The sequence below is a fragment of the Pseudomonas sp. CG7 genome (assembly GCF_023701885.1).
Classification (GTDB): Bacteria; Pseudomonadota; Gammaproteobacteria; order Pseudomonadales; family Pseudomonadaceae; genus Aquipseudomonas; species Aquipseudomonas zanjanensis.
Genome location: NZ_JABAEE010000063.1, coordinates 11200 through 28506, shown reverse-complemented (window position 1 = coordinate 28506; position 17307 = coordinate 11200). Strand labels below are relative to the sequence as shown.

16 protein-coding genes are annotated in these 17307 nt (G+C 61.5%); 4 read left to right on the top strand and 12 right to left on the bottom strand.

Annotation, left to right across the window (positions count from 1 at the left end; all coding sequences use genetic code 11):
- Window positions 1–28: 28 nt before the first annotated feature.
- The 3 genes from HGO40_RS22540 to HGO40_RS22530 are packed head-to-tail and all read left to right on the top strand — an operon-like array spanning window position 29 to window position 3184.
- Window positions 29–265, top strand: coding sequence for a PP0621 family protein (locus HGO40_RS22540; protein ID WP_186708979.1), 237 nt, complete (start codon window positions 29–31; stop codon window positions 263–265).
- Complete coding sequence (locus HGO40_RS22535) at window positions 255–1844, top strand: two-component system sensor histidine kinase NtrB (RefSeq protein ID WP_250964799.1); 1590 nt, start codon at window positions 255–257, stop codon at window positions 1842–1844. Before HGO40_RS22540 ends, HGO40_RS22535 begins: the two co-directional genes overlap by 11 nt.
- A complete protein-coding gene (locus HGO40_RS22530) occupies window positions 1841–3184 on the top strand; it encodes a sigma-54-dependent transcriptional regulator (protein WP_250964798.1) in 1344 nt (447 codons plus the stop codon). Before HGO40_RS22535 ends, HGO40_RS22530 begins: the two co-directional genes overlap by 4 nt.
- A gap of 192 nt (window positions 3185–3376) precedes the next feature.
- On the opposite strand, the gene HGO40_RS22525 is transcribed toward HGO40_RS22530, so the two are convergent.
- The 8 genes from HGO40_RS22525 to HGO40_RS22490 all read right to left on the bottom strand — a co-directional run bounded on the left by HGO40_RS22525 (window position 3377) and on the right by HGO40_RS22490 (window position 11793).
- Window positions 3377–3742: a DUF6124 family protein gene (locus tag HGO40_RS22525; protein ID WP_250964797.1), complete on the bottom strand. Its 366-nt coding sequence runs from the start codon at window positions 3740–3742 to the stop codon at window positions 3377–3379.
- 1269 nt (window positions 3743–5011) lie between these two features.
- Window positions 5012–6112 (bottom strand): glycine oxidase ThiO, encoded by a 1101-nt coding sequence (gene thiO / locus HGO40_RS22520; RefSeq protein ID WP_250964796.1) that lies wholly within the window; start codon window positions 6110–6112, stop codon window positions 5012–5014.
- Window positions 6113–6168: 56 nt separating this feature from the next.
- Entirely contained in the window at window positions 6169–6567 is a 399-nt protein-coding gene (locus tag HGO40_RS22515) for a type IV pilin protein (protein WP_250964795.1), read from the bottom strand.
- A gap of 11 nt (window positions 6568–6578) precedes the next feature.
- The gene (locus HGO40_RS22510) at window positions 6579–9680 is read right to left on the bottom strand and encodes a pilus assembly protein (protein WP_250964794.1); all 3102 of its coding nucleotides are present in this window, start codon (window positions 9678–9680) and stop codon (window positions 6579–6581) included.
- Window positions 9667–10146, bottom strand: a complete 480-nt coding sequence (locus tag HGO40_RS22505; RefSeq protein ID WP_411387557.1) for a pilus assembly PilX family protein — start codon at window positions 10144–10146, stop codon at window positions 9667–9669. Before HGO40_RS22505 ends, HGO40_RS22510 begins: the two co-directional genes overlap by 14 nt.
- 5 nt (window positions 10147–10151) lie before the next feature.
- Window positions 10152–10868: a PilW family protein gene (locus tag HGO40_RS22500; protein WP_250964792.1), complete on the bottom strand. Its 717-nt coding sequence runs from the start codon at window positions 10866–10868 to the stop codon at window positions 10152–10154.
- Window positions 10865–11326, bottom strand: coding sequence for a type IV pilus modification protein PilV (gene pilV / locus HGO40_RS22495; RefSeq protein WP_250964791.1), 462 nt, complete (start codon window positions 11324–11326; stop codon window positions 10865–10867). The genes HGO40_RS22500 and pilV overlap by 4 nt, the downstream gene beginning before the upstream one ends.
- Window positions 11323–11793 carry a GspH/FimT family pseudopilin gene (locus HGO40_RS22490; RefSeq protein WP_186730515.1) on the bottom strand — a complete coding sequence of 157 codons (471 nt, stop codon included), beginning with the start codon at window positions 11791–11793 and terminating at the stop codon, window positions 11323–11325. The genes pilV and HGO40_RS22490 overlap by 4 nt, the downstream gene beginning before the upstream one ends.
- A 128-nt stretch (window positions 11794–11921) precedes the next feature.
- Between HGO40_RS22490 and HGO40_RS22485 the strand changes: the two genes are divergently transcribed.
- A complete protein-coding gene (locus tag HGO40_RS22485; protein ID WP_250964790.1) occupies window positions 11922–12461 on the top strand; it encodes a GspH/FimT family pseudopilin in 540 nt (179 codons plus the stop codon).
- On the opposite strand, the gene ispH is transcribed toward HGO40_RS22485, so the two are convergent.
- From ispH to ileS, 4 genes are all read right to left on the bottom strand, one after another.
- A complete protein-coding gene (ispH, locus tag HGO40_RS22480; RefSeq protein ID WP_250964789.1) occupies window positions 12415–13362 on the bottom strand; it encodes a 4-hydroxy-3-methylbut-2-enyl diphosphate reductase in 948 nt (315 codons plus the stop codon). The genes HGO40_RS22485 and ispH overlap by 47 nt on opposite strands.
- 173 nt (window positions 13363–13535) lie before the next feature.
- The gene (fkpB, locus tag HGO40_RS22475; protein ID WP_030140281.1) at window positions 13536–13973 is read right to left on the bottom strand and encodes an FKBP-type peptidyl-prolyl cis-trans isomerase; all 438 of its coding nucleotides are present in this window, start codon (window positions 13971–13973) and stop codon (window positions 13536–13538) included.
- On the bottom strand, window positions 13966–14478 hold the full coding sequence (lspA, locus tag HGO40_RS22470) for a signal peptidase II (protein ID WP_250964788.1): 513 nt from the start codon (window positions 14476–14478) through the stop codon (window positions 13966–13968). The genes fkpB and lspA overlap by 8 nt, the downstream gene beginning before the upstream one ends.
- A complete protein-coding gene (gene ileS / locus HGO40_RS22465; RefSeq protein WP_250964787.1) occupies window positions 14471–17302 on the bottom strand; it encodes an isoleucine--tRNA ligase in 2832 nt (943 codons plus the stop codon). Before ileS ends, lspA begins: the two co-directional genes overlap by 8 nt.
- Window positions 17303–17307: the final 5 nt, after the last annotated feature.

The following is a 17307-nucleotide window of genomic DNA, read 5'->3' as shown; positions in this document are numbered from 1 at the left end:
CTGATCTCTAGCCAAAAAGCCGCCCATCATGCTTCGTTTATTGATCTTGTTCGCAGTCGTTGCCTTCGCTATCTGGATCTTTCGCGGAGTGAAGAAGACCGGCGGCCGCGCGTCCCGCCCCACCCAGGAACAGGACGCACCGCCCATGGTCCGTTGCGCCCATTGCGGCGTACACCTGCCCCGTGACCGGGCACTGGCCCTCGAACAGCAATGGTATTGCAGCCAGGCTCATCTCGAGCAAGGCCCGGGCACTCGTGAACGCTGAGGCTACAAGCCCACGCATCAAACAGGCGCAGCGCCTGCTGCGCCTCTACCACCTGTACCGCCTGAGTATCGGCATCACCCTGGTGCTGCTGATCTCCAGCAACATGGACAACCGTCTGCTGGAGTACGCCAACGACGACCTGCTGCGCAGTGGCAGCTGGTTGTACCTGGTCTTGAATATCCTGCTGGTGGTGTTCCTGGAAAACACCCGCCGCCCTGCCCGGCTGTTCGGCCTGACCCTGACCGACGTGCTGCTGCTCTCGTGGCTGTTCTTCGCCGCGGGCGGTGCCCCCAGCGCCATCGGTAACCTGATCATCGTCTCGGTGGCCATCGGCAATACGCTGCTGCGCGGAAGGATCGGCCTGTTGATCGCGGCCGTCGCCACCCTTGGCATCGTCGGTTCGAGTTTATTTCTTGGCTTGAGCGACTCGAACCGTCCCAGCAGTTACTTGCAAGCCGGCACCCTCGGGGCGTTGTGTTTTGCCGCCGCGCTGCTGGTGCAGGGCCTGATCCGACGTTTGGAAGCCAGCGAAACCCTGGCCGAGCAGCGGGCCAGCGAAGTAGTCGGACTGGAAGCCCTCAATGCCCTGATCCTGCAACGCATGCGCACCGGCATCCTGGTGCTCGACCGCCAGCGCCGGGTCCAACTGGCCAACGAAAGCGCGCTGAACCTGCTGGGCATGCACGATCTGGTCGGCCAGCCGATCGACGATTGTTCCAGCGCCCTGGTCGAGCGCCTGCAACTCTGGCTGAACAACCCCAGCCTGCGCCCGCCCAGCCTGACCATCAGCGGCACGGGCCTGACCCTGCAACCGAGCTTCATCGCCCTGGGCCACAACGACCAGCAGCAGATCCTGGTGTTTCTCGAAGACCTGGCCCAGGTGGCCCAGCACGCCCAACAGCTCAAGCTCGCCTCCCTGGGGCGCCTGACCGCCGGTATCGCCCATGAAATCCGCAACCCCTTGGGCGCCATCAGCCACGCGGCGCAATTGCTGCGCGAATCCGAGGAACTGAACGACGCGGATCGGCGTCTGACGCAGATTATTCAAGATCACTCCCAACGAATGAATCGCGTCATTGAAAACGTCCTGCAGCTGTCTCGCCGCCAGCAAACCACACCCCAGCGCCTCGACCTGCGGACCTGGCTCGATCAGTTCGTCCGGCAGACCCGCGAAAGCATGGCCGACCACCAACGATTGCACTTGAGCATCGACCCGGGCGACTACACCACGCTCATGGACCCCGACCAGCTCACCCAGGTGCTCGACAACCTGCTGCGCAACGCCTGGCGCCACAGCGCCATGGCCCATGAACAGGCCGAGGCCTGGCTGAAACTGTTCATCGACCCTCACAGCCAGCTGTCGACCCTGGACATCATCGACAACGGCCCCGGTGTCACGCCCGAGCAACAGGCACATCTGTTCGAACCCTTCTTCACCACCAGCAGCCAGGGCACCGGCCTTGGGCTCTATCTGTCCCGTGAGCTGTGCGAAAGCAACCAGGCCCGCCTAGACTTCAAACCACGCCAAGGCGGCGGCTGCTTTCGCATCACTTTTGCTCACGGACGGAAACAGATTTGAACAATCGCTCACGGCAACGAATCCTGATCGTCGATGACGAACCGGACATCCGCGAACTCCTGGACATCACCCTGGGCCGGATGAAACTCGACACCCGCAGCGCCAAGAACCTTGCCGAGGCCCAAGCCCTGCTGGCAGGGGATGCCTTCGACCTGTGCCTGACCGACATGCGCCTGCCCGATGGCACCGGCCTGGAGCTGGTACAGCACATCCAGCAACGTTATCCACAACTGCCCGTGGCGATGATCACCGCCTATGGCAGCCTGGAAACCGCCATCGATGCCCTCAAGGCCGGTGCCTTCGACTTCCTGACCACACCGGGCGACCTGGGTCGGCTGCGGGAACTGGTCACCAGCGCCCTGCGCCTGCCACCGGTCGCCACACCGACCAGCACCCTCGAACGCTGCCTGCTGGGCGATTCGCCCCCCATGCTCGGTGTGCGCAAGCAGATCGAGAAACTCGCCCGCAGCCAGGCACCGGTATATATCAGCGGGGAATCGGGCTGCGGCAAGGAGCTGGTCGCCCGGTTGATTCACGAACAAGGCCCCCGTGCGAACCAGCGTTTTGTACCGGTCAACTGTGGGGCGATTCCCACAGAGTTGATGGAAAGCGAGTTCTTCGGGCACCGAAAAGGCAGTTTCAGCGGCGCCATCGAAGATAAGCCCGGCTTATTCCAGGCAGCCCATGGCGGAACCTTGTTCCTCGATGAGGTGGCCGACCTGCCCCTGGCGATGCAGGTCAAGCTGTTGCGAGCCATCCAGGAAAAGGCCGTGCGCGCCGTGGGCGGCCAGCAGGAGGAGGTGGTGGATGTGCGAATCCTCTGCGCCACCCACAAGGATCTCGACGCCGAGGTCGCCGCCGGACGCTTTCGCCAGGATCTGTATTACCGACTGAACGTCATCGAACTGCGCGTCCCGCCCTTGCGCGAACGCCGCGAAGACATCGAGCCCTTGGCCAACCACATGCTCCAGCGCCTGGCCAGCGCTACCGGCAGCCCTGCGGCAAAGCTCCATCCGCGAGCCCTGGAAGCCCTGCAGAACTACCGTTTCCCGGGCAATGTGCGGGAGTTGGAGAACATGCTTGAGCGGGCCTATACCTTGTGCGAACAGCAACTGATCGAAGCGGATGACCTGCGTCTGGCCGAGGGCAATGCGACTGAGGCGGGCAATCCCGATTTGATGCAGGTCGACAATCTCGAGGATTACCTGGAAGAGATCGAGCGCAAGCTCATCCTCCAGGCATTGGAAGAAACCCGCTGGAACCGCACGGCGGCGGCGCAGCGGTTGAAGTTGTCGTTTCGGTCGATGCGGTATCGGTTGAAGAAGCTTGGGCTGGATTGAGCCACGCTTTTTAAGCTTACGCTTACCCCTGTGGCGAGGGAGCTTGCTCCCGCTGGGCTGCGAAGCGGTCCCCAACCTGACACCTCGATGCATCAGGTAGATCGAGTCGCTGCTTTTGGGGCTGCTACGCAGCCCAGCGGGAGCAAGCTCCCTCGCCACAGGTTCGGCGTTCACCCTCTGTAACGCCGCTTTCTAGCCCTCCGGCACTGGCACCCGTTCGTCCAGTACTCGATTGGCCAGTAATGCACACAGTTCAATCAGCTGCTGTACCCCCAAGGCGACATGCCGTCGCGAGCCTTCAAGTTCGAAGGCCAGGTCGCTGATCGTGGCATTGGCGGAGGCCAGGGTTTCGCTGAGGTTGGTGAGGAGGCATTCGGTGTCGATGCCATCCACTACAGTGAATAGCTGGTTTGAGGTGGGTTTCTTTTTGGTGTCGGGCTTTGGGCCGAGGTAATAGTCGAGGGCGCGTTTGGCGGCTTCATCGAGCCCTTTCGTGTTATGGCTGGAGTCAGGAGAAGCGTTATTGGTTTCTGAAGGTGGTAGTGGTTTGTCACTCATTGCGGTACTCCAAAGAGGAAATGGATTACCAAGTTTTCGGGCCGCGACGCCCGGACGCTGAATTGGCAGCGACGGGGAAAGGTTAGCCAGGGTTCTTCCCACCCGGCAACCGCCAGAACTCGTCGGAAAATTCTTTTTGAATCAGAATTTTGTCCGACCATTCCCACAAAGCTTGGTCGGCTGTGAGGCGGTGTGTATATCCGTTTCTGCGGTAACGGCGGCTTAGGGTTCCGCCCTTACGGCGGGTCACTTTTGGAAGAGCGCCAAAAGTAACCAAAAACGCTTTGCCCCACCACTCGGCACCTCGCCTAGGCTCGGTGTGCCCTCACTCCGGCATTGCTCCGTGGGCCGCCGCGAAGGGCCATCCATGGCCCAGCGCGGCTATCCCGGCATCCATGCCGGGATGCCCACTCCACAATACCTACGTTCGGCCAGCGTGGTGTAACGGGGCGTCCGAGATCAAAGTCAAAAGCAGAGCAACAGCAACAGCAACAGCAACAGCAACAGCAACAGCAACAGCAACAGAGGGATAGGCCCACATTGGCTCGAAGATGATTTACAAACTTTTTGGCCACCTAAATCCTGTGGGAGCGAGCTTGCTCGCGATGGCGGTGCCCCAGTTGAGAAGATGTTGGGCTGCAGGCCTCATCGCGAGCAAGCTCGCTCCCACAGGAGGTCCGAGCGCATGAAATATTGTGTCTACTGAAGATTCAATGTGGGAGCGAGCCTGCTCGCGATGGCGATGTCATGGCCGATGAAGGTGCTGAATGTGCAGGCCTCATCGCGAGCAGGCTCGCTCCCACAATTGGATCAGTGTACGAACGGAAGAATCAGGTCGGCTGTTAGGCCGCCTCGCGAGCAAGCTTTGCTCCCACAGATCTGATGGGTGTACGACCGGAAGAGCCAGGTCGGCTATAAGGCCGCCTCGGCCCGGCTTTTGATCTGGAGGCCCCGTTAACCACGATGGCCGAACGCAGGTATTGCGCAGTGGGCACCTCGGCATGGATGCCGGGTTAGCCGCGCTGGGCCATGGATGGCCCTTCGCGGCGGCCCACGGAGCAATGCCGGAGTGAGGGCATGCCGAGCCTAAGCGAGGCACCGAGTGGTGGGGCAAGCCTTTTTTGCTTACTTTTTTTGGCGTTTGAAAAAAAGTGAGCCGCCGTAAGGGCGGAACCCTAAGTAGCCGTTACCGCAGAAATGGATATGTACTCAATCAAACCGCCATCGCGAGCAGGCTCGCTCCCACAATTTGGATCAGAGTATAAAACCTTACAACCGCCCCGCCGGCGCATAAGGCGCAGGATCAATCACCGGCTCACGCCCCAACATCAAATCCGTAAACAACTGACACGAAGCCGGCGCCAACACCAACCCATTGCGATAATGCCCACAGTTCAGCCAAAGCCCTGCAATCCCCGGCACCTCGCCGATATAGGGAATACCTTCAGGCGACCCAGGCCGCAACCCGGCCCAATGCCCCCCCACCTCGGCACCCGCCAACGCCGGAATCAGCTGCTGCGCCGAAGCCTTCAGGCTCTCCAACGCAACCTCGGTCGGGGTCTTGTCGAAACCTTCACGCTCCAGCGTACTGCCGACCAGAATATGCCCATCACGCCTCGGGATCGCATAACGCCCCTTGGCCAGAACCATGCTCGACAGAAAATCCGATGCGCACTTGTACAGAATCATCTGGCCCTTGACCGGCTCGACCGGCAATTTCAAGCCCAAGGTCTTGAGCAACTCACCGCTCCAGGCACCGGCGGCCAGCACCACCTCATCGCCATGAATTTCACCGGCAGAACTGTGCACGCCCACCACGCGCCCACCGTCGCGAATGAACCCGCTGACTTCGCAATGCTCATGCAGCGTGACGTTCGGCATCGCCTGCAACGCAGCCTTGAGGGATTTCACCAGCCGCGGATTACGCACGTTGGCCACGTCAGCCATGTAGATCGCCCGGGAAAATCCCGCGCCCAGCACCGGCACCGCATCATGAACCGCCGAGATATCCACAGCCCGCAGCGGGCGCCCTTCCCGCCTGGCCCAGGCCAGCGCTTCGTCCTGGTCGTCCAGATCCAACCAATAAAGCCCGGTCACATGTACTTGCGGGTCGATCCCGGTGGCTGCGAACAGACGCTCCCCCAGCTGTGGATAAAAATCCTGTGACCAATGGGCCAGCGCCGTGACCGCCGGGCTATAGCGCCACGGGTACAACGGCGAAACAATACCGCCACCGGCCCAGGACGATTCCTGGCCGACATTGGAACGGTCCAGCAGCACCACACGTTGCCCTTCGGACGCCAGATTGAACGCCGTCAGCAGGCCGATGACTCCGCCACCGACAATCACCACTTGCTGTTGCCTGGTCATGTTCTGATTCAACTCACAAACAAAGGGCGCATAAAGCGCGCCCGGATAAAAGAAACTCAGCGCCCCCAACAATCCTTGGCAGTCACCCCAGCAGCATTTTCCACGCTTCGTACGCCGGTATTGGTGATTTTGAAGTCACCGCACTTGTCCGTCGCCATGGACGAGCCGCTCTTGCGCACGGCGGTCAGGATGAAGCTCTGGTCCGTCAGTGTCGGGGTAATGGTGTAGAAATCGTTGCCACTACTCAGCCCGGTCGCATTGGTGTAGACGCTGTTCTTCGAATAGTGGCGTTCGAGAATTTGCGCCTGCTCCGACAAGAGCCCGGCGATTTCGGCCCGTCGGCCCTTCTTCATGTATTCGGTCAGGCTCGGATAGCCGACGGTGATCACGATACCGATGATCGCGATCACGATCATGATTTCGATCAAGGTGAAACCGCGGTTGGATCTGCGCATGCCTTGCTCCCTCATTGTATTTGCCGCCACATGATACGGCGGCTGCCGCCGACGGATTTGCCCAGCAGGTCGGTGATACCACCACCGGAGTCGTTCACGATCATATTGGTGGCCCCGTTGGCACTGACGACGGCGCTCAATGTCGGGATGCCGCCCGTGAACACCACGCCGGCGGAAATCGTGTCGAGGCTGGTGAGCGAACCATCATTGTTGGTATCGAGTACCGCATAGTTGAGCATCTTACCGTTGAACGCATCCAATTCGAGCAGTTTGCCCGTACCGAAGCTGGCGCAAGGGTCAGTGGTGTCCACGGCGGCCGTGGTAAAGACCACACGCCCGAGCACCAGGCTGGCCGGGTTGATGACTCGCTCCCCGGTCAGCACGTTGTTGTACACCAACGGCAGGTACCAGCCCTTCTTTGTAGGATACGCCACGTCCGTCTGGCTGGTGGTCACGAACTGCCCGGTGCTGCCGGAAAACACCCCGGTGATCGACTGGGCCTGCAGGCTCGACACGGCGATTTGCCCCGCGCTGCCCGTGGCGTCCCAGATCGAATAGAACGCCTGCAGGTCCTTGTTGAGCTTGTCGGCTGCTTCGTTGAACTTGCCGGTACCAAAAAACACCTGGGTGCCGCCCTGGGGATTGTCTGCCAGCAGAGGTTGCACAGTGATCGGCTGGGTCGCGCCTCCGGGTGCGGTGAACAACGGCTGCCCAGCAAACGCCAGGCCCCAGGCGGTGGGTGAAGTGCCGCTGAGGTCGAACTTCCACATCCGCCCCTTCAAGTCACCACCGTACGCGGCCTGCACTATATTCTGCGAGTTGACTCGCAGCTTGACCGACGACAGGCCGTTATCGGTTTCGCTGCTGTTGATGACGATTTTGCGGATCAGCGAACCGTCACGGATATCCACCACGTACAACGCCGCCACACCTGTATTGCTGCCGTAGCCATTGGCGATGAACGCCGCCCAGCGACCGTCCGCCAGGCGTGCGACTTCGGGACGCGCATAGGCGTAGCCCAGGGCATTAAAGGCATTGGCCGTGTTGGCGACGGTTGGCGCACTGATTTGCCACAACGCCCGATACGCATTGCCGGCCGCCGCATCGAACAGCTGGACCGCATAGAACACCTTGCCCCCAGCCCCGGTGCCACCGACGGCCACGGTCTTCCAGGCGCTCCCCGACTGCACGTCGAATAGACCGATTTGTCCATCCACGAGGAATTTGTGGCTCACGCCGTTGATGTAGTTGACGTCGGCAATGTCCTGCAACGAGGGCAGCACGTTCGAAGGCATGTAGGCGTAACGCCGCGCGCCGTTTGCGCTGTTGATGACACTGAAGAAACCATCGTTGCCATTCACCACCAGGCTGGTGCTCATGTTTGTCGCCTTGGTCGCCAGGTAGGTGCTGTAGCTGGTGTCGTTGAGCAGGTCCGCAGCGGTCTGGTCATTGGGCGACGCCAGCACCAACGGCGAATTGATGATGTCGCCCAATAATGCGCTGCGCACCTTAAGGCCGGTCTTGTTGACGCCCTTGCTCCACTCCACCAAGTCATTGCCGGTGATCCCCGTGGGCAGGTTCTGGCTGAGGCTGGTTTGCTGGGCCGGCGAAAAATTGCCGTAGGCCAGGGTCACCGGCACGTTGGTCGCGGTGTTCCAGGATTGATAGATCGGCGCCGTGGCGCCGGGCACGATGGCGGTGTCGGTGGTCCATTGCACCGCTGCCGTGTTGACCGTACCCGCCGGGGTGAAGCCGAATGCCCGGATGGTCCCACGCCAGTCCTTGGGGTCATAAGTGGTCTGGTAGTAGCTGGAGGTGCTGGATAACGTGGCGGCGTTGGTGGTGCCGCCGCCCCCGGAGCCAGCTTTGGAAGTGATATCACTCAGGGCTGACGACAGCGCCGAATTCAGGCCTTCGCTGTCGCTCGCCGGATAATACTTGCCCGCCCCGTAACGGGCGGCGTCGGACAACATCTGGTTGGTGACGGCAAATCCTACGGTATAGGTATTGAGGTACTGCCGAGGAAAATCCACGCTGTTCCAGCTCTTGCCGGTGGCGTCGGTGCCGGTGGAGCGCATGTCGATGTCGAAGGCGAACTTGGCGATGTCGTCCAGGTAAAGCGTGTCGCCCTCCGCATTACCGAGAGGATCGACGCCATCGTTGCTGCTGATGCCATCCCAGTTTGGCAGCCGGGACAGGCCCTGCGGGTCGTTGGTGGGGAACGTCCGGTCGTAGGTGGGCAAGCCGTCGGTGACCACTACGCCGAAGTTTTTCTGGCAACGGTACTGGATCGGACTGGTGTAGGTGGCAGGCGTGCCATTGTAGTAAGGCGCCATGCCCCTGAAGTAGCGGGTAACCTCGTAATAGCTCTCGGCCAACGGTGTGTTCGCGACAGCGCCCAGGCCGTTGATGGCATTGATCAGGGCGCTGTAGTTGCTGTTGGCCTGGGTCTGGGTCACGCTGCCGCTGACGGGTGACAGGTCGCTGACAGCCCGGGCAATGTAGCCTCCCGGGCCGGAGTTGCTGAAATTGGGTGGGTTGAAGGTAGCAAGGCCGATGCGCAGGGCGCGGTTATTGGCGACCAACTCATTGGAGACATCCCGCGCCACGTTGATCCGATAATCCGTGGGGATCGTACCGGTGGTGAAATCGCGGCTCGAGCCGTTGGCCAGTGTCACCAGATACGCCAAGTATTTGCCGGTGTAACGGGTATCGCCGCCTCCCACAGGATCTGGCAAGCGCAGACAGATCCGGCCGATACTGGGTCGATAGAAACCATACCAGCCAGACGAGCAGCCGCCACGCAACAGGCTCACCAACAGGATATTCGAGTCCTCCAGGTCCAGCTCATACCTGTCGTAGCAGTTGTTACTGGCGTTGCATGCATAAGTACGTGTTTGCGTCACCGCCGGATCAAACCCCGCAGCCCAAATGATGTTGTTCATGCTCCCCGAATCATCGATCAGCAGCATCACGTTCGGCGTGACGGCGGCGGCACTCAGCAAGGGCGAGTCCGAAGGCGTGAACGCATAGGCCGGGGCCGCCAGGTAAAGGCTCAGCATCGCGCCCCGCAACATCTGCCACCCTCTGCGAAGCGCCTTAATATTTCGCATAGATGCTCTCCACCACGCTGCGCTGGTTATTGCCCACCACCGCTACCGCCGTGATCCGGTACAGCGTCGCCGACGTATTAAGCGGCACATTGACGGCCGTGAGCGTCGTGCCGATGTTCTGCACACCATAGAACCCACCGGCGGCGGCCACCCAGAGCACCCCTGACGACGAATTGCGCCCCGCGACCGTCAACGTCGCCGACTCGGCCGGCGGTGCGCACTGGATCGTGGGGGCGCACCTCGGCAGGGAATAGGTTTCGACCTGCACCGCGCTTTCACCGACCCTCAGCGCCGCCTCGGCCATCTGGAACGACTGGTTGCGCTGCATGACGCTGCTGGTCATTTTTTCCTGGAGGGTGGCGCTCTGCATCGACGACAACCCGATCAACGTCAGCAACAACAGGAAAACCAGGCTGACCAGCAAGGCCATGCCACGTTGGCGATGCACATGCCCCATCGAAGTCATCTCCTTCATAGCAGCCGGTTGCGCAACGCGGCAACGACATTGAAGGTCTGCTCGCGCACCGCGTTCCTCGGATCAAAAAGCGTCAGGGTCAGGCGCACGCTGCGGATCAGGGCCGGGTCAGCCGGGTTACTGGTGTAGCTCGACGCCGCGATATCCGTAGCGCTGCCCGCCACGCCGAAGGTCACGTCGAACGCCCGCACGTTGTCCACCAGCACCGACAGGGTCGGCGGGTTGCCGGTGCCGCTGCCCAGTAGCAATTGATTGTTGTTGAAGCTGTAGACCAGTCGGCGAATCGGAAACGCCAACTGCCCCGTCGCCGGTAGCCGTGCGTTGCTATAGGCCGTCGCCGAGGTGAGGCAATCGGAGACGACGGTCCAGGTTGGGGCGCTACCGCCACTGCCTATGTCGGCGGTGACCAGGGTCAACCTCCGGTTGGCGTTATCCCAACGGATTGGCGTGTCCTGGCTGACAGCGAAACTGTTATCCGATGAGGCATCGATGATGGTCGCCAAGCAACCGAACATGCCCACCATGCGAATTTCCTGGACCATTTTGCTCAAGGCAAACCGCGCGTCCTCCTGCATCACCGCGGCGGCGCTCTGGCTGACGTAAGTGTTCTTCGCGGCGATGAAAATCTGCACCACACCCAGGATGACGATCAGGCTGAGCACCAGCGCGATCATCAATTCGATCAGGCCGAAACCGCGACTGTGCCGGTTCATGGCACCGTCCCCGGCGGGTCGACAGCGACGCGGCTGGTCAGGACAAAGCTGCGCCGCGCCTCGGCGGCGTCGGTGGTGTTGGCGGCCCGGGCATCGTCCCAGGAAACGGTGATGGTGTAGACCCGCTGGTTCAGCGCAACGGTGCCCGTGGCCGTGGCGCCGCCGAAGGCGACGATATTGGTCTTGAAGTCATAAAGGTCCTGGTCGCGGGCCACGTTGAGGTTCGGCGAGCTGGGCGGCGTGATGGTGTAGTCGGCGCCGGAGTTGGCGCGAATGCGGTCCAGCAGGTCGTAGGCAATGAAACTGGCCTGGCTGGTCATGCGCGAGCTGTCGGTGTACTTGAGCGCATTGAGCTGGATCATCGCCGCCCCGAGCAAGCCGACGCCGAGAATCAGCACCGCCACCAGCACCTCGATCAGGGTCATGCCTCCCTGTCTCCTTTTACTGCAACCCTTCATCCGCAACTTCCCAATACGATTCGTCCATTGAGGCAAACACTCAGCGTCCTGCTCTGCGCCCCGCGTACATAATTGAAACTCACCGGCGTGGCCGGTGCCGATAGCCCGCCCAGATTGTTGAAATCAATGTTGGTCACGTCTGAGGTTAGCGTCAGAGTCGCGCCGCTGCTCATTGCTGGAACAACCCGCAATATATTGGGCGACGAGCCAGTACTGTCATACACCGTCAGTTCGCCGCTCCAGGCGCTGCCCTCGGCGGTGGGGCGAATTCGCGTGGTGATACCACGGTCGATCGCCGTCATCCGGGCAAAGTTCAGCGCCCGGCGCAAGTCGTCGATATCGGTGTCGGCCTTGGTGCTCTGCAGCGACCCGGTAAATGACGGCACCGCCATGGTGATCAGGATCAGCAGCACGCCAAGGGCCACCAGCACCTCGATCAGCGTGAAACCTTTTGTACGAAGATCCATCGGTGCCCTCCGTTGCCGTCGGCTATACCTGTTTCTACACGCTAGAACAAACCACCGCCTTTGTGTGCGGTTGTTTCGGTTTGCGGCGCCAGGAGCGCGTCGTTTTCGGACTCCAGGGAGGAGACGTCATGTATCAACAGGGCTTCAGCCTGATCGAACTGCTCATGGGACTGGCAATTGCCGCAATTGTTCTGCCGTGGGCCAGCGCAGGCTACAAAGAGCTGATCGAGTCCATCGAACGCGAGGATACCGCGCAGTTGCTGATCAGCGGGTTACGCAGCGCACGCAGCGAAGCCATCGCGCGCAACCGGACGGTTGTGCTCAGGGCGATAGACAACGATTGGGGCCGAGGCTGGCGCATTACCCTGGACGACAAGGAGAAGACGGTACTGATGGAGCGCCGCGCAAACGCCCGGGTGATGGGCAACGGGCCGGTAAAACGCAGGGTGAGGTTCGGCAACCAGGGGGAAGCCCTGCACCCCAGCGGCGCATTCCAGGCCGGCACGCTGCATGTCTGCGCCAAACGCGGGCCGCTCAGCCATCATCAAGTGATATTGGCGCCTTCAGGCCGTGTTCGCCTGGAAAGCGTCAAAACCGAGCAGGCCCTGTGCGAGAAAGGGCTCAAAGCAAAGAGCGGACGCGCAACTCTTTCGGCATCGAAAACGTGATGTTTTCCTCGCGACCGGCCAACTCCTCGGCACCGGTGGCACCCCAGGCCTGCAATTGCTGGATCACGCCGCGCACCAGGACTTCCGGCGCGGACGCACCGGCGGTGATGCCGATGCGCTCGACGCCCTCGAACCAGCTGCGCTGCATGTCCTCGGCACCGTCGATCAGGTAGGCCGGGGTGGACATGCGCTCGGCCAGCTCACGCAAGCGGTTGGAGTTGGAGCTGTTCGGGCTGCCGACCACCAACACCACATCGCATTCGTTGGCCAGTTGCTTGACCGCATCCTGGCGGTTCTGGGTGGCGTAGCAGATGTCATCCTTGCGCGGCCCACCGATGGCCGGGAAGCGCGCACGCAGGGCGTCGATCACGCGGCTGGTGTCGTCCATGGACAGGGTCGTCTGGGTCACGAAGGCCAGGCTCTCGGGGTTGCGTACCTGCAAGGCCGCAACGTCTTCCTCGTCTTCGACCAGGTAGATCGCACCGCCGTTGCTGGCATCGTATTGGCCCATGGTGCCTTCGACTTCCGGGTGGCCTTCATGGCCGATCAGGATGCATTCGCGACCGTCACGGCTGTAGCGGGCCACTTCGATGTGCACCTTGGTCACCAATGGGCACGTCGCGTCGAACACCTTCAGGCCACGGCCGGCGGCTTCGCTGCGCACGGCCTGGGAAACCCCGTGGGCACTGAAGATAACAATGACGTCGTCCGGCACCTGGTCCAGTTCCTCGACGAAAATCGCCCCGCGGCTGCGCAGGTCTTCGACGACGAATTTATTGTGGACCACTTCGTGGCGCACGTAGATCGGCGGCCCGAAGACTTCCAGGGCGCGGTTGACGATTTCGATCGCCCGGTCCACACCGGCGCAGAAGCCACGGGGGTTGGCGAGTTTGATTTGCATGCTGTGCCTCGTGTCTTGCGCGCAAGAAATTGAATCGGTGCAATACCGTGTGGGAGCGAGCTTGCTCGCGATGAGGTATATCAGCCAACGTCAATATTGACTGGTACGACGCTATCGCGAGCAAGCTCGCTCCCACAGTGAATCGGGTGGCAGCAGGAACTGCCTGTTAAACCTTAAACCGCCTTCACTTCGAGGATTTCCACTTCGAAGTTCAAGGTCTTGCCTGCCAGCGGATGGTTGAAGTCCACCGTCACCTGGGCGTCATCAAAAGCCTTCACCACACCCGGCAATTCGGTATTGGCCGCGTCGTTGAAGATCACCAGCAGGCCCTCGGACAGCTCCATGTCTTGGAACTGGGAGCGTGGCATGGTCTGCACGTTTTGCGGGTTGGGCTGACCAAAGGCGTTTTCTGGTGGCACGACCACGGTGCGCTTGTCGCCGGCCTTGAACCCGAAGATCGCCGCTTCGAAGCCCGGCAGCAGGTTACCGTCACCGACCTTGAACACCGCCGGCGCCTTGTCGAAGGTGCTGTCGACGGTGTCGCCGTTTTCCAGGTGCAGGGCGAAGTGAAGCTTCACTTCGGTATTTTGAGCGATACGCTGCTCAGTCATGGACGGCTTCTCCGGTTTTCTTGCTCTTGAACATATCCAGGGCGAGCATCACCGCGCCCACGCTGATGGCACTGTCGGCAAAGTTGAACGCCGGGAAATACCAGCGGTTCTGCCAATGCACCAGGATGAAATCGATGACGTGGCCCAGGGCGATGCGATCATAGAGATTGCCCAAGGCCCCACCGAGCACCAAGGCCAGCGCCACCGCCAGCCAAGTCTCATTGCGCCCCAGGCGCTTGAGCCAGACCACCAACACGGCGCTGACCACAATGGCGATCAGGGCGAACAGCCAGCGCTGCCAGCCGGAGCTGTCGGCCAGGAAACTGAGCGCCGCCCCGGTGTTGTAGGCCAAGGTCCAGCTGAAGTAATCGGGAATGATCACGATCTGCTGGTACATCGTCAGCGAGTTCTCGAAGTAGTACTTGCTGGCCTGGTCGATGACCAGGACCAGCACGCTCAACCAGAGCCAGCCCAACCGCCCGAAGCGGCCCGCTGCGTTAGGCATAATGACGAACCTCGCCAGCACCGCTGATGTTGTCCACGCAACGACCGCAGATTTCCGGATGCTCCGGGTTCACGCCGACGTCTTCGCGACAGTGCCAGCAACGGGCGCACTTGGTGTGGTTCGACTTGACGATCTTCAGCTTCAGGCCGCTGACTTCAGTGGCCACCGCATCGGCCGGCGCCTGCACCAACGGCGCGACACTGGCGGTGGAGGTGATCAGCACGAAGCGCAGCTCGTTGCCCAGCTTCGCCAGATCGGCGTCCAGGGCATCTTCGGCGTAGAGGGTCACTTCGGCCTGGAGGTTGCCGCCGACAGCCTTGGCCGCCCGCTGGATCTCCATTTCCTTGTTGACCGCCGCCTTGACTGCCATCACACGATCCCAATACGCACGGTCCAGCTCGAAGCCTTGCGGCAGTTCGGTCAGGCCTTCGTACCAGGTGTTGAGCATCACCGACTCGTTGCGCTCGCCTGGCAGGTACTGCCACAGCTCGTCGGCGGTGAACGCCAGGATCGGCGCGATCCAGCGCACCAGGGCCTCGCTGATGTGGAACAGCGCGGTCTGGCACGAACGACGGGCCTTGCTGTTGGCGCCAGTGGTGTACTGGCGGTCCTTGATGATGTCGAGGTAGAAACCACCCAGCTCCTGCACGCAGAAGTTGTGGATCTTGGAATAGACGTTCCAGAAGCGGTATTCGCCGTAGTGCTCCTGCAATTCGCGTTGCAGCAACAGGGTACGGTCCACGGCCCAACGGTCCAGCGCGAGCATTTCTTCGGCCGGCAGCAGGTCGGTGGCCGGGTTGAAGCCGGTCAGGTTCGAAAGCAGGAAGCGCGCGGTGTTACGGATCCGCCGGTAGGCGTCCGCGCTGCGCTGCAGGATCTGCTCGGAAACGGCCATCTCGCCGGAATAGTCGGTGGACGCCACCCACAGGCGCATGATATCGGCGCCCAGAGTGTCATTGACCTTTTGCGGCGCGATCACGTTGCCCAGGGACTTGGACATCTTGCGGCCAGACTCATCGACGGTGAAGCCGTGGGTCAGCAGTTCGCGGTACGGCGCGTGATTGTCGATGGCGCAACCGGTCAGCAAGGACGAGTGGAACCAGCCACGGTGTTGGTCCGAGCCTTCCAGGTACAGGTCGGCGCGTGGGCCGGTCTCGTGGCCCATCGGGTGCGAACCGCGCAGCACGTGCCAGTGGGTGGTGCCGGAGTCGAACCAGACGTCCAGGGTGTCACTGATCTTGTCGTACAGCGATGCTTCGTCGCCCAGCAGCTCGGCGGCATCCATCTTGAACCAGGCCTCGATGCCTTCGGCCTCGACGCGCTTGGCCACGATTTCCATCAGTTCGACGGTGCGCGGGTGCAACTCGCCGCTTTCCTTGTTCAGGAAGAACGGGATCGGCACGCCCCAGTTGCGCTGGCGGGAGATGCACCAGTCCGGACGGTTGGCGATCATCGAGTGCAGGCGCGCCTGGCCCCAGGCCGGCACGAACTGGGTTTCCTCGATGGCCTTGAGGGAGCGCTGGCGCAGGGTGTCACCGCTGGTGGGCTGCTTGTCCATGCCGATGAACCACTGCGCGGTGGCGCGGTAGATCAGCGGGGTCTTGTGGCGCCAGCAGTGCATGTAGCTGTGTTCGATGACGGTGGTGTGCAGCAGCGCGCCGACTTCGGTGAGCTTGTCGACGATGGCCGGGTTGGCTTTCCAGATGAACTGGCCACCGAAGAACTCCAGCGATGGCGCGTACACGCCATTGCTCTGCACCGGGTTGAGGATGTCGTCGTTGACCATGCCGTATTTCTTGCAGGTCACGAAGTCGTCGACGCCATAGGCCGGTGCGGAGTGAACCACGCCAGTGCCCGCGCCCAACTCCACATAGTCGGCCAGGTACACTGGCGACAGGCGGTCATAGAACGGATGGCGGAAATTGATCAGTTCCAGCGCCGAACCCGGCGCGGTGGCGATCACCGAACCTTCGAGGTTGTAGCGGGCCAGGCAGGATTCGACCAGCTCTTCGGCCAGCACCAGCAGCTTGTCGCCGACGTCGACCAAGGCGTAGTTGAATTCCGGGTGGACGTTGAGCGCCTGGTTGGCCGGGATGGTCCACGGGGTGGTGGTCCAGATCACGATCGATGCGGGCTTGGCCAGCTTGCCCAGGCCGAACGCGGCGGCGAGCTTGTCTTCATCGGCGATCGGGAACGCGACGTCGATGGTCGAGGACTTCTTGTTTTCGTACTCGACTTCCGCCTCGGCCAGGGCCGAACCGCAATCGAAGCACCAGTTCACCGGCTTGAGGCCCTTGAACACGAAGCCGCCCTCGACGATTTTCGCCAGGGCACGGATTTCGCCCGCTTCGTTCTTGAAGTCCATGGTCTTGTACGGGTTGGCGAAGTCGCCCAGCACGCCAAGGCGGATGAATTCGGACTTCTGCCCTTCGATCTGCTCGGTGGCGTAGGCACGGCACAGCTCGCGGGTCTTGTCCGCGCCCAGGTTCTTGCCGTGGGTCACTTCGACCTTGTGCTCGATCGGCAGGCCATGGCAGTCCCAGCCCGGGACATACGGCGCATCAAAACCCGACAGGGTCTTGGAGCGGATGATCATGTCCTTGAGAATCTTGTTCAGCGCGTGACCGATGTGGATGGTGCCGTTGGCGTACGGAGGGCCGTCGTGCAGGACGAACTTCGGACGATCCTTGCCAATTTCGCGCAACTTTCCGTACAGGCCAATGCTGTCCCAACGCTGCAGAATCTGTGGTTCGCGCTGAGGCAGGCCGGCCTTCATTGGGAAGGCGGTGTCCGGAAGGTTTAGCGTGGCTTTATAGTCGGTCATTTAAG